We start from the raw sequence: 12147 nt of genomic DNA on the forward strand, positions 1-12147 counted from the left end.
CTCGAAACGTGGCGGTTACGTGGCCGCAAGGGATACTTCACTGCGAACCCAACCCCCTACCACGGGAGCAGCGAGTCGATGGGCAGCATCGTCGCCGAGAACCGTAAGAGTCTGATGCTTTTCTCCGGCCGGGGTTTCCCCGAGCTGGCGGAGGAGATCGGCCAGGTGCTCGGCGTGGCGCCGACGCCGTCTGATTCGTATGAGTTCGCCAACGGTGAGATCTTCGTCCGGTTCAAGGAGTCGGTGCGTGGCTCGGACGCGTTCGTCGTCCAGTCGGTGACCGAGGGTGTGAACCGGTGGGTCATGGAGACCCTCATCATGATCGACGCCTTGAAGCGCGGGTCGGCCAAGCGGATCACCGTGGTGCTGCCGTTCTATCCGTATTCGCGGCAGGACAAGAAGCATCGCGGCCGGGAGCCGATCTCCGCCCGTCTGGTGGCCGACCTGCTGAAGACGGCGGGCGCCAACCGGATCCTCACGGTGGACCTGCACACCGCGCAGATCCAGGGTTTCTTCGACGGCCCGGTGGACCACCTGTTCGCGATGGACACGCTCGCCGACTACGTGCAGAAGAAGTATGCGGGTCGCCCGATGACCGTCGTGGCGCCCGACTCGGGCCGGGTGCGGGTGGCCGAGCGCTGGACGGACCGGCTCGGCGGCTGCCCGCTGGCGTTCATCCACAAGACCCGTGACCCGCTGAAGCCGAACCAGGTGGTGGCGAACCGGGTGGTCGGTGAGGTCGAGGGCCGGGTGTGCCTGATCGTCGACGACATGATCGACACCGGCGGCACGATCGCGAAGGCGGCCGACATCCTCTACCAGGAGGGCGCGGCCGATGTGATCGTGGCCTCCACGCACGCGCTGCTCTCCGACCCGGCGACCGAGCGGCTGAAGAACAGCCGGATCAGCGAGCTGGTGGTGACGAACACGTTGCCGCTCTCCCCGGAGAAGCGACTCGACAAGATCACCGTGCTGTCGATCGCGCCGCTGCTCGCCCGGGCGATCCGCGAGGTGTTCGACGACGGCTCGGTGACCACTTTGTTCGGTGGTCTCAGCTAACAAGATTTACCGAAAGGCGCCCGCCGATCGGTGGGCGCCTTTCCCGTGTGGTGCAACTTGCATCACCAGAGGTGTTTTTTCGCAGGCGTCGCCAGCCGGGCGGACCCGCTGACCGATGCACGATCGTGGCAGGTAAGCTAGTGCGGTTGCCACGGCGAGGGTGCTTCGTGGGCTGTTGAGGTTCGCAGCCCGCTCGAGGCGCCGTCATCGACGCGGTGCTCCGGGCCTGTGCCCAGCGCGCCCCCTTGCCCGGCAGCGCCGAAACACCGTTACCTCTGACGGCCCGCACCGCCAGAGGTCGCCACCGCAGCACTGCCGGATACCGCAGCCGCAGACTTAGACGCAGCCCGCATCGAAGAGTTTCAGGAGTTTCCCCGTGTCCGAGGTAAAGATCAGCGCCGAGCCCCGCACCGAGTTCGGCAAGGGTGGTGCTCGCCGCACGCGCCGGGCCGGCCTCGTGCCTGCCGTGCTGTACGGCCACGGCGAGAAGCCGCAGCACATCGCCCTTCCGGCCCGTGAGTTCGCCGCCGCCATCCGCCACGGCGGCATCAACCAGATCTTCACGATCGACATCGCCGGCAACTCGGGTGCCACCCTGGCCCTGCCGAAGGCGATCCAGCGTGACCCGATCCGTGACACGTTCGAGCACGTGGACCTGCTCATCGTGAAGCGCGGCGAGAAGATCCAGGTCGACGTCCAGGTGACGCTGACCGGTGAGGCCGCCAAGAACACCCTGATCGTCCACGAGTCGAACACGGTCGCCGTGATCGCCGAGGCGCTGCACCTGCCGGCCGAGCTGGAGGCGTCGATCGACGGTCTCGAGGCCGGCTCGCACGTCACCGCCGGCGACGTGAAGCTGCCGAAGGGCGTCGAGCTGGCGGTCGACGCCGAGACGGTGCTCGCGGTCATCAACGCGGCCCAGTCGAACGAGGAGGCCCCGGCTGAGGGCGACGCCCCGGCGGAGGGCGAGAGCGCGGAGTAAGTCCGTCTCGCAGCAGCGGTAAGCCAGATATCAGGGAAAGTGCCGAGCGGCACTTTCCCTGATGTGCATGTGGAGGCAGGGGAAGTGAGCGACGAGGCGCCGTGGCTGGTGGTCGGTCTGGGGAACCCCGGCCGGGAGTACGCCGGTAACCGGCACAACGTGGGTTTCATGGTGGCCGATCTGCTGGCCTCGCGGACCGGCGCGAAGTTCGGCCGGGCGAAGCGGGCGCAGACCGAGGTCGCCGAAGGCCGTCTCGGGTTCGGGGGTCCGAAGGTGATCCTGCTGAAGCCGCTGACGTACATGAACCTGTCGGGTGCCCCGGTGGTGTCGCTGGCGCAGTTCTTCAAAGTCCCGGTGGCGAATGTGATCGCGGTGCATGATGAGCTGGATGTGCCGTTCGGGCAGGTAAGGGCGAAACGGGGCGGAGGCGAGGGCGGCCACAACGGGCTCCGCTCGATGTCGAAGTCACTCGCGAGCAAGGAGTACGCGCGGGTGCGGTTCGGTGTCGGCCGGCCACCCGGGCGTCAGGAACCGGCCGACTTCGTGCTCTCCGACTTCTCCGCTGCGGAGCGCAAGGAACTCGACTTCCTGATCGACCGGGCGGCCGACGTGGTGGAGGCGATCGTCGTCGAGGGCGTCGAGTGGGCGCAGAACAGGTATCACGGGATTTGATCTTCATTTGAGGATGCCGTGACGCTCTCGCGGCCCGTCCGTTGGTCACTCGGACGCACGAATTCAGTGCGTGGCCGGCGTGACGGGAGGGGTTCGAGGATGTCGCAGGACGTGTCCGAGGACCGGGCGGGCGCGTTGACCGAACCCGCGGCGACTCTGCCGGCGGTGGTCGGCGGGGTCGCGCGGAAGACCGCGAACCAGGGGTCGCAGCGTCCTGCCGAACGCCGTAGCGGGCGCAACACCCGGATCCCCGTCCCCGCGATGGGTGTGGAGAACGCTCCGCCGCAGGCGGTACAGGGTGAACCCGACCCCACCCGTAACCAGGCGGCCGAACGGCACGTGTCGCCCACCCCTAACCGGTCGATGGCGACGCGCCCGGTCACCCGGCCGTTCATCCGGACCCGGGGCCGGCACGCCGCCATGTCACGTCGGCAGGACTGGGAGCGCCGTTACGTGCGGACGCTCGTCCTCGCCGACCTGGCCGCGGGGGTCGCGGCCGGAGCGGGCACGTTCGTCGTCCGATTCGGCGAGCACGTCACCGCCTGGAACCGGATGTACCTGATCTGGTCGGCGCTGCTGCCGGTGGTCCTCCTGCTGGTGCTGGTGGCGGCACGGGCGTACGAGCGGCGGTATCTGTTCGTCGGCTCGGACGAGTACCAGCGGGTGCTGCGCGGCGGGGCGGGTCTGGTGGGCGGGGCGGCCGTCGTCTCGTACGCGCTGAATCTCGATCTCGCCCGGTCCTATGTCCTCGTGGCGTTCCCCCTGGCGATAGCCGTGATCGTGGTGCTGCGGTTCCTGCTGCGCAAGCGGCTGCACGTGTCCCGGGCGCGTGGCCAGAATCTCCGACGGGTGATCGTGGTCGGTCACGAGCTGTCGGTCATCGGTATCACCCGCCAGCTGCGGCGCGAGCGCTATCACGGGCTGGAGGTGGTCGGCGCGTGCCTGCCGCCGGGCGCCGACGGTATCGGGGTGGCGGACCTGCCGGTCTACGGCACCTTCGACGACGTGGCGACCGCGGTGGAGCGGGCCGACGCCGATACGGTGGTGGTGCTCAGCTGTCCGGAACTGGACGGCGCGTCCGTGCGCAGGCTGGCCTGGCGGCTGGAGCGCGACGAGGTGGATCTGGTGGTGGCCAGTGCCCTGGTCGACGTGGCCGGTGCGCGGACCACGATCCGCCCGTTCGACGGCCTGCCGATGCTGCACGTCGAACATCCCCGGCTGCACGGGGGATCGCGGCTGGTGAAAGAGCTGGTGGATCGGGTCGGTGCGCTGGTGCTTCTGATCCTTCTCGGCCCCGTGCTCCTGACCGTGGCGCTCTGTGTGGGCCTCGGGTCACGGGGCCCGGTACTCTTTCGCCAAGTGCGTGTGGGACGTGATGGCCGTTTGTTCCGGATCTTCAAGTTCCGCAGTATGTATGTCGACGCTGAAGCCCGGCTTGCCGAGCTGAGGCACCTCAACGAGCACGACGGTGTGCTCTTCAAAATCCGCGACGACCCGCGTGTCACCCCGGTCGGGCGTTGGCTGCGCAGGTTCTCGCTGGACGAGCTGCCGCAGCTGCTGAACGTCCTGTCCGGGCGGATGTCGCTGGTCGGGCCACGGCCGCCGCTGCCCACCGAGGTGGCCGCCTACGCCGACGATGTGCGACGCCGGCTGGCCGTCAAGCCGGGGATGACCGGTCTCTGGCAGGTGTCGGGGCGGTCGGACCTCTCCTGGGAGGAGGCGGTCCGGCTCGACCTGCGCTATGTCGAGAACTGGTCACTGAGTCTGGATCTGGTGATCCTGCTCAGGACGGTGACCGCCGTGGCGCGGTCGTCGGGAGCGTACTGACAGGCGCGTACAGGAGTGAGGGAGCGAGAGATGAGCGAGCAGACGAAGGCGTCGGCACGCATAACGGGTCCGCGGGACGCCGGCGAGGGCGGCACACCGCCGGTCAACGACTCCGCTTTCGCTCGCTGGCTCGCCGACCGGGCCGGGCAGATCCTGCTGCAGGTCCGGGCGGAGACCGGTCACGAGGACGGTAAGGCCCTCAAGGCCGCCGGTGACCTGGCCGCGCACGACCTGCTCCGGGCCGAGCTGGCCCGCTGGCGCCCGGCCGACGCGGTGCTCTCCGAGGAGGACGAGCACTCCCGCGTCGCGTGGACCGAGGGCAACCACCCGGACCGGCTCGGTGCCAACCGGGTCTGGATCGTGGACCCACTGGACGGCACCCGCGAGTTCTCCGAGGAGGGCCGCGACGACTGGGCCGTGCACGTGGCCCTGTGGACGGCCGACTCCTCGGCACCGGCCCGGCTGACCGCCGGTGCGGTGGCGATGCCGGCCCGGCACTGCACGCTCGCCACCGACCAGCCGCCCGCGTACCCGCCGATGCCGCTGGAGTCGGCGACCGGCGGGGCGATCCGGATCGCGGCCAGCCGTACCCGTCCGCCGGCGTTCGTCACCGCGCTGGCCGAGGACCTGGGCGCCGAGCTGGTGCCGATGGGCTCGGCCGGGGTGAAGATCGCCGCGGTGATCAACGGCGAGGCGGACGCGTACGTGCACGCCGGCGGCCAGTACGAGTGGGACTCGGCCGCCCCGGTCGCTGTGGCGTTGGCCACTGGTCTGCACGCGTCCCGTGTCGACGGCAGCCCGCTGGCCTATAACCAGGCCGATCCGAAGTTGCCTGACCTGGTCGTTTGTCGTAAAGATCTCGCTCCTCGGTTGCTTGCTGCGTTGCAGAGGCATCTTCCGTAACAATGACGTCTGCCCTGCCCGGCCGACACCGGAGAAAGGTCTGGGGACAGAACCCATGAGCCAGACGAAGCCCTATCGCGTATCGCATCTGGATGCACTCGAAGCGGAGAGCATCTTCATCATGCGTGAGGTGATGGCCGAGTTCGAGCGCCCCGCGCTGCTCTTCTCCGGCGGCAAGGACTCGATCGTCATGCTGCGCCTCGCGGAGAAGGCGTTCGCGCCGGCGCGCATCCCGTTCCCGGTCATGCACGTCGACACCGGCCACAACTTCAGCGAGGTGCTGGAGTACCGGGACCGCCGTGTCGCCGCCCTCGGCCTGAATCTGGTGGTCGCCAGCGTCCAGGAGGCGATCGACGCCGGCCAGGTGCGCGAGCTGCCGGACGGCACCCGCAACCGGATCCAGACGCCCGTGCTCCTCGCCGCCCAGGAGAAGTACCGCTTCGACGCCCTCTTCGGCGGCGCCCGCCGCGACGAGGAGAAGGCGCGCGCCAAGGAGCGGATGTTCAGCTTCCGCGACGACTTCGGCCAGTGGGACCCGAAGAACCAGCGGCCCGAGCTGTGGGCGCTCTACAACGGCCGGCACCACCCCGGCGAGTCGATCCGGGTGTTCCCGCTCTCCAACTGGACCGAGCTGGACGTCTGGCACTACATCGCCAAGGAGGAGATCCCGCTGCCGAGCATCTACTACGCCCACGACCGTGAGGTCGTCGAGCGCAACGGGATGTTCTACGCGGTCAACGAGTTCATCAAGCTGCGCGACGGTGAGACCTCCGAGATCCGCCGCGTGCGGTACCGGACGGTCGGCGACGCGTCGCAGACCGCGGCGGTGCTCTCCGAGGCGGACACCGTGGAGAAGGTGATCGACGAGGTCGCCGCGACCCGGATCACCGAGCGTGGCGCCACCCGCGGTGACGACAGGGTCAGCGAGGCCGCGATGGAAGACCGTAAGCGAGAGGGTTACTTCTGATGAGCCAGGCAGTTCTCGAGCCTGACGCCGCTTCCTCCCGGGGCATGGACCTGCTGCGGTTCGCCACCGCGGGCAGCGTCGACGACGGCAAGTCCACCCTCATCGGCCGACTGCTGTACGACACCAAGACGATCTTCGAGGACCAGCTCGAGGCCGTGGAGAGCGCCAGCGCGTCCCGCGGCGACGAGTACACGAACCTCGCGCTGCTCACCGACGGCCTGCGCGCCGAGCGGGAGCAGGGCATCACGATCGACGTGGCGTACCGCTACTTCGCCACGCCGCGGCGCAAGTTCATCATCGCCGACACCCCGGGCCACATTCAGTACACCCGGAACATGGTGACCGGCGCGTCCACCGCCGACCTGGCGCTGATCCTGGTCGACGCGCGCAAGGGCCTGGTCGAGCAGTCCCGCCGGCACGCCTTCCTGACCAGCCTGCTGCGGGTGCCGCACCTGGTCCTGTGCGTCAACAAGATGGACCTGGTCGACTGGGACCAGACGGTGTTCGAGCGGATCGCCGACGAGTTCACCTCGTTCGCCGCGAAACTCGACGCCCCGGACCTGACGATCATCCCGATCTCGGCGCTCAACGGCGACAACATCGCCAGCCGGTCGGAGAACACCCCGTGGTACGAGGGCCCGTCGCTCCTGCACCACCTGGAGCACGTGCACATCGCCAGCGACCGCAACCTGGTCGACGTGCGCTTCCCGGTGCAGTACGTGATCCGCCCGCAGTCCACCACGGTCACCGACTACCGCGGTTACGCCGGTCAGGTCGCCTCCGGCATCCTCAAGCCGGGCGACGACGTGATGGTCCTGCCCTCCGGCCTGACCAGCACGATCGCGGCGATCGAGACCGCTGACGGCCCGATCGACGAGGCGTTCCCGCCGATGTCGGTGACGGTCCGGCTGGCCGACGAGATCGACATCTCGCGTGGTGACATGATCTGCCGGCCGCAGAACAAGCCGGCCGTCGCCCAGGACATCGAGGCGATGGTCTGCTGGATGGACGAGACGGCCCCGCTGCGGGTCGGCGGCAAGTACGCGATCAAGCACACCACCCGGACCGCCCGGACCGTGGTGCGCGGCCTCCAGTACCGCCTCGACGTGAACACGCTGCACCGGGACGAGACCGCCGGCGAGCTGAGCCTCAACGAGATCGGCCGGGTCAAGCTGCGCACGACGGTGCCGCTGCTCGCCGACGAGTACCGGCGCAACCGCACCACCGGCGGCTTCATCCTGATCGACGAGAGCACCAACCGGACGGTCGGCGCCGGGATCATCATCGAGGCGCGCTGACCACTGTCGCCCAGACCACCTTGCCGGTCTCGGTCGGGACGGCGCCCCACTGCGCCGCCGTCTCGTCCACCGTCCGCAGCCCGCGGCCCCGCTCGTCGAGCGGCAGGTCCGGGCGCGGGCGGGAGACCGGCAGGATCCGGGGCAGGCGGGGATCACCGTCGGCCACGGACAGGTGCAGCCCGGCGCCGCGGCGGCTCGCCGTCACCCGTATCTCGGTGCGGGCGTGCTCGATCGCGTTCGTCACCAGCTCCGACATCACCAGCCGGCTCGGGTGCAGCAGATGGACCAGTCCCCAGCTCAGGCAGGCGTCACTGACCAGGTTGCGGGCCAGGCTCGGCGCCTCCGGGTCGGGACACAGTGTCAGGCTCAGCCGCTGGTCGCCGGGGATCCGGCCGGACAGGGCCACCCGGGCCTGGCGCACCTTGGCGTAGACCGGCAGGTACCGTCCCGCGCCCAGGGCCTGCATGTGCCCGGCGAGCGGCATGTCCGGGGGGACGCACAGGGCCAGATGGACCGGCGGGTCCAGGCTCGCCGCGAAGCTGCGGGCGGTCATCCAGGTCGAGGCGCTCTCGCTGTGCGGATCGCTCAGTCCGGAGAGATCGACGATCAGCCCGTCCGGGTGTTCGGTGAAGCATCGCCGCAGTGTCACCGACGCGTGGAGACTCAACTGGGCGTCCCACGCCCCGCGGACCGTGAGAACGGAGACGGCCGCGTCCTCGGCGGCTTCGACGCTGACGCTGACACCTCGCTCGGTGTCATCGTGAAGATACGGTGGGCTTACCCCCATGACCGTCACGATAGTCGGGCGCCGGTCGATGAGCCTCTGGTCTCGCTCCTGCGGGTGATCAGGTGAAAGGCTGACGGCCACCCCTGCTGAGGGGTGGCCGTTACGGCACTACAACCGGGCCGCGCCGGGGCCGGCGGTGGCCACCCAGCTCGTCGGTGCGGTGAATCCCCGCTGTTCGTAGGCGGCGGCGACAGCGGCCGCCGTCGCGTCCGCCCGGTCGGCGTCGATCAGGGCGAGCACGCAGCCGCCGAACCCGCCGCCGGTCATCCGGGCGCCGTACGCCCCCGCCTCCAGCGAGGCCTGCACGGCCACGTCGACCTGGTCCACAGTGATCTCGAAGTCGTCGCGCATGGACGCGTGCGAGGCGGTCAGCAGCGGGCCGATCTCCCGGACCCGGCCGGAGCGCAGCAGCGACACGGTGTCGAGCACCCGCTGGTTCTCGGTGATGATGTGCCGGGCGCGGCGGCGCAGCACGTCGTCGTCGAGACGCTCCATGGCCTGCGGCAGGCCGTCGGTGGAGACGTCGCGCAGAGCGAGCACGCCGAGGACGGCGGCGGCCGCCTCACAGCTCTTGCGGCGCTCGCCGTACTCGCCGTCGACGTGCTGGTGCGGCGCGTTGCTGTTGATCACCAGGATGGCCAGGCCCGCACCGGCGAGGTCGAACGGGATCTGCTCGACCTCGTAGGAACGGCAGTCCAGGAACAGCGCCCGGCCTTCCTGACACCTGATCGACGCCGACTGGTCGAGGATGCCGGTCGGCGCACCCACATACACGTTCTCGGCGCGCTGCGCGATCGCCGGCCGGCGTTCCGCCGGAACATCGAGGCCGCCGATGTCGATCAGCGCGGTGAGCACGGCCGACTCCAGCGCGGCCGACGAGGACAGACCGGATCCGAGGGGTACGTCCGACGCGATCGCGATCCGGGCCGGCGGAACCTCGAATCCCGCGTCCTGCAGAGCCCAGACGATACCGGCGACGTAGGCGCCCCAGCCCGTGACGTCACCCGGATCGGTGACCCCGAAGACGACCGGTTCCGGAGCCAGCGTCGAGCAGACCGACCAGCGGCCGTCCGTCGCGGGCCCGGCCGCCGCCACGGTGCGCTGCGGCAGCGCGAAGGGCAGCACGAACCCGTCGTTGTAGTCGGTGTGCTCGCCGATCAGGTTGACCCGTCCGGGAGCCGCCCACAGCCCGGCCGGCTCGGACCCGTACGCCTCGAGGAAGGCCGCCGTGGCGGCCTGCGCGACGGTGCTCATGCCACATGCTTCCGGTAGAAGGTCCAGGCGTCGCCGATCATGTCGTGCAGGGTGTTCTTCCGCGGCGTCCAGCCCAGGTCCTCGCGGGCCCGGTCGGACGAGGCGACCAGGGTGGCCGGGTCGCCGTCCCGCCGCGCGGCGATCTCCACCGGGATCTCGGCACCGGTGACCTCGCGGGCGGCCTCGACGACCTGCCGGTTGGAGAACCCGTTGCCGTTGCCCAGGTTGTAGATGCGGTGCTCGCCGGCGACCGTCGCGTCCAGCGCCAGCAGATGCGCCCGCGCCAGGTCCTCCACGTGGATGTAGTCGCGCACGCACGTGCCGTCCACGGTCGGGTAGTCGTCACCGAACAGCTGAAGTTTCTCCCGCTTGCCGGCGGCCACCTGCAGGGTGATCGGGATCAGGTGCGTTTCCGGGTCGTGGCGCTCGCCGATCTCGTGGCCCTCGGCGATGTAGGCGCCGGCCACGTTGAAGTACCGCAGCGAGACGGCGGCCAGGTTGTGCGCGAACGCCTCCGAGGTCAGCGCCAGGTCGAAGGTGAGCTTCGTCGACCCGTACGTGCTGGTCGGTGCCTTGATCGCGGACTCGGTGATGGGCAGCTCGACCGGGTTGCCGTAGACCGCGGCGGTGGAGGAGAAGATGACACGCGGTACCTTCGCGGCGCGGATCGCATCGAGAAGGGCCAGCGACTTGACCACGTTCTCGTGCCAGTAGAGCTCGGGTTTGGCCATCGACTCGCCGGCCGCGATCAGGCCGGCGAAATGCAGAACGGCGTCGAACCCGGCGTCCGGGGTCAGCACCTGCCCCGCGTCGGCGATGTCGGCCTGCACGAAGGTGGCGTCGGGGGCGACCGCCTCCCGGAACCCGGTGCGCAGGCTGTCGAGCACGACCACCTCGTGGCCTGCGTCCAGCAGTAGCCTGCTGGTGACGCTGCCGACGTAGCCGGCGCCGCCGGTGACGAGCAATTTCACGGGAGCGAACCTCTTCCGCGGAGATGGCTGATCAGGTCAGCCACGAGCGTACGCAGCATGGCGCTACTCGTTGAGTGTCGCTCCAAATCACTCACGAGTCAACAATATTCAACACAAACGTTCACGCGCTCAGTCGATGAGCTTGTCCCCGCCGATCAGCGCCAGGGAGATCGAGTCTGTTCTGAGGGTCAGGTTCGCGGTGAAGCCGGCGAGCTTCCGCCCCTGGGTTCTCTCGTCGAGGTCAGCCTTCTTCAGCCAGGAGCGCACCTCGGTGAAGGTCTTCTCGTCGAAGGCCGGTTGCAGGCAGCCCTCGGCCAGCTCGGTGATCGCCGCGTGGTCAGCGGGTGCCTTCCGGCTGGGCTGGAAGCACATGATCGTCCAGACCTCCTCCGGTGCGGCTGGTTTCCCGGTCACCGTCATCTGCAGGGCGGACCTGCCGGCGGCGCTCGGAACCAGCAGCTTCCAGTTCAACTCGTCCACCGCGACGGCCTCGGTCTTCCATCGCTCGGACCATGCGGCAGTGACCTGGGTGACCCGCAGTTTCGGGATGGTCGCCGCGAAGGCCGGATTGCGGGTGTCCCCGCTGGAGTTGGAGGCGCCGGGATGGGCCGTCCCGTCCGCTGCGGAGGATGCCGAGCCGGACGCGGGAGGGGTGCCGGGTGTCGAGTCGTCCCGTGCGGACGGCGCGGTCGAGTCGCACGCGGCCGCCGACCCTGCCATTAGAGCCATTGCCAAAGCAATCGAAAGTGATCGATTTCTCATTCGGGGTCTTGCTCCTGTTGATGGGTGACCTCGCACGGTTTGATCATTTTACATATGACGATCTGAACAAGGCGTTTCGCGCTGCGTGACGGCGTCATCGTTCACGGGGAGGAACAGTTGTGAAAGGACCAAGATTGCTGGCGGCTCTGCTGCTGGCCATCCCGATCGTTCTGGTACCGGGTGCTCCGGCACTGGCCGCCACGCCCCGGTGCCCTTCGTCCGGGTGCGACGGAGCGTGGGTGTCGGAATCCAACTGTGGCGCGGCCGAGGCGGAGGCTTACCCGATCGCGTCGCTGTGGGTGATGCATCACAACCGGCCCCAGGTCATGCGGGAGTGGATGTTCTACAGCCCGCTCTGCGACACCTTCTGGGGCCAGGTCGAGCACCACTACGGCGGCTGGGACATCCCCCTGCAGATGTGGCGGCAGCCCGAGTACGGCGGTCGCAACGTCCTTGCGTACGGGGCCGTCCACGTGGGCTCGATCGAGGTGGAGGACACCCTGGAGACGCGCATGGTGTCGGCGAAGAAGGGCGCGGTCAAGTTCTGCGTCGGGGGCTTGGACCAGGACCCGGACACGGAACCGGAGAACCAGGAATACAGCGACTACCAGACCGAAGACTGCACGACGTTCCGCTGATCTCGTCATGGCCATCGAACTACAAAC

General features: G+C 69.0%; 12 protein-coding genes. 8 read left to right on the forward strand and 4 right to left on the reverse strand.

Annotation, left to right across the window (positions count from 1 at the left end; translation table 11 throughout):
* The first annotated feature begins 78 nt into the window (after positions 1-78).
* The 7 genes from ACFO0C_RS20950 to cysN all read left to right on the forward strand — a co-directional run bounded on the left by ACFO0C_RS20950 (position 79) and on the right by cysN (position 7708).
* Complete coding sequence (locus tag ACFO0C_RS20950) at positions 79-1059, forward strand: ribose-phosphate diphosphokinase (RefSeq protein WP_378068324.1); 981 nt, start codon at positions 79-81, stop codon at positions 1057-1059.
* 376 nt (positions 1060-1435) lie between these two features.
* Complete coding sequence (locus ACFO0C_RS20955; RefSeq protein ID WP_378068325.1) at positions 1436-2041, forward strand: 50S ribosomal protein L25/general stress protein Ctc; 606 nt, start codon at positions 1436-1438, stop codon at positions 2039-2041.
* A gap of 84 nt (positions 2042-2125) precedes the next feature.
* Positions 2126-2713 carry an aminoacyl-tRNA hydrolase gene (gene pth / locus ACFO0C_RS20960; protein WP_378068326.1) on the forward strand — a complete coding sequence of 196 codons (588 nt, stop codon included), beginning with the start codon at positions 2126-2128 and terminating at the stop codon, positions 2711-2713.
* Positions 2714-2812: 99 nt separating this feature from the next.
* On the forward strand, positions 2813-4540 hold the full coding sequence (locus tag ACFO0C_RS20965) for a sugar transferase (RefSeq protein WP_378068327.1): 1728 nt from the start codon (positions 2813-2815) through the stop codon (positions 4538-4540).
* 30 nt (positions 4541-4570) lie between these two features.
* Positions 4571-5443 (forward strand): 3'(2'),5'-bisphosphate nucleotidase CysQ, encoded by an 873-nt coding sequence (locus ACFO0C_RS20970; protein WP_378068328.1) that lies wholly within the window; start codon positions 4571-4573, stop codon positions 5441-5443.
* Positions 5444-5498: 55 nt separating this feature from the next.
* Complete coding sequence (gene cysD, locus ACFO0C_RS20975) at positions 5499-6410, forward strand: sulfate adenylyltransferase subunit CysD (protein WP_378068329.1); 912 nt, start codon at positions 5499-5501, stop codon at positions 6408-6410.
* Positions 6410-7708, forward strand: coding sequence for a sulfate adenylyltransferase subunit CysN (gene cysN, locus ACFO0C_RS20980; RefSeq protein WP_378068330.1), 1299 nt, complete (start codon positions 6410-6412; stop codon positions 7706-7708). The genes cysD and cysN overlap by 1 nt, the downstream gene beginning before the upstream one ends.
* Here cysN and ACFO0C_RS20985 read toward each other — a convergent pair.
* The 4 genes from ACFO0C_RS20985 to ACFO0C_RS21000 all read right to left on the reverse strand — a co-directional run bounded on the left by ACFO0C_RS20985 (position 7692) and on the right by ACFO0C_RS21000 (position 11449).
* Positions 7692-8495: an ATP-binding protein gene (locus tag ACFO0C_RS20985; protein WP_378068331.1), complete on the reverse strand. Its 804-nt coding sequence runs from the start codon at positions 8493-8495 to the stop codon at positions 7692-7694. The two genes, cysN and ACFO0C_RS20985, sit on opposite strands and share 17 nt — an antisense overlap.
* A 108-nt stretch (positions 8496-8603) precedes the next feature.
* The gene (gene galK, locus ACFO0C_RS20990) at positions 8604-9749 is read right to left on the reverse strand and encodes a galactokinase (protein ID WP_378068332.1); all 1146 of its coding nucleotides are present in this window, start codon (positions 9747-9749) and stop codon (positions 8604-8606) included.
* Positions 9746-10720, reverse strand: coding sequence for a UDP-glucose 4-epimerase GalE (gene galE, locus ACFO0C_RS20995; RefSeq protein WP_378068333.1), 975 nt, complete (start codon positions 10718-10720; stop codon positions 9746-9748). The genes galK and galE overlap by 4 nt, the downstream gene beginning before the upstream one ends.
* 129 nt (positions 10721-10849) lie before the next feature.
* The gene (locus ACFO0C_RS21000) at positions 10850-11449 is read right to left on the reverse strand and encodes a hypothetical protein (RefSeq protein WP_378068334.1); all 600 of its coding nucleotides are present in this window, start codon (positions 11447-11449) and stop codon (positions 10850-10852) included.
* A 272-nt stretch (positions 11450-11721) separates the two neighbouring features.
* Between ACFO0C_RS21000 and ACFO0C_RS21005 the strand changes: the two genes are divergently transcribed.
* Positions 11722-12120, forward strand: a complete 399-nt coding sequence (locus ACFO0C_RS21005) for a hypothetical protein (protein ID WP_378068335.1) — start codon at positions 11722-11724, stop codon at positions 12118-12120.
* Positions 12121-12147: the final 27 nt, after the last annotated feature.

It is taken from the genome of Actinoplanes subglobosus (assembly GCF_042650585.1).
Classification (GTDB): domain Bacteria; phylum Actinomycetota; class Actinomycetes; order Mycobacteriales; family Micromonosporaceae; genus Actinoplanes; species Actinoplanes subglobosus.

Coding starts and splice junctions, on each gene's coding strand:
- ACFO0C_RS20950 (WP_378068324.1), top strand. CDS start 79: ATGGGCAGCATCGTCGCCGAGAACCGTAAGAGTCTGATGCTTTTCTCC.
- ACFO0C_RS20965 (WP_378068327.1), top strand. CDS start 2,813: ATGTCGCAGGACGTGTCCGAGGACCGGGCGGGCGCGTTGACCGAACCC.
- ACFO0C_RS20970 (WP_378068328.1), top strand. CDS start 4,571: ATGAGCGAGCAGACGAAGGCGTCGGCACGCATAACGGGTCCGCGGGAC.
- cysD (WP_378068329.1), top strand. CDS start 5,499: ATGAGCCAGACGAAGCCCTATCGCGTATCGCATCTGGATGCACTCGAA.
- cysN (WP_378068330.1), top strand. CDS start 6,410: ATGAGCCAGGCAGTTCTCGAGCCTGACGCCGCTTCCTCCCGGGGCATG.
- ACFO0C_RS20985 (WP_378068331.1), bottom strand. CDS start 8,495: ATGGGGGTAAGCCCACCGTATCTTCACGATGACACCGAGCGAGGTGTC.
- galK (WP_378068332.1), bottom strand. CDS start 9,749: ATGAGCACCGTCGCGCAGGCCGCCACGGCGGCCTTCCTCGAGGCGTAC.
- ACFO0C_RS21000 (WP_378068334.1), bottom strand. CDS start 11,449: ATGGCTCTAATGGCAGGGTCGGCGGCCGCGTGCGACTCGACCGCGCCG.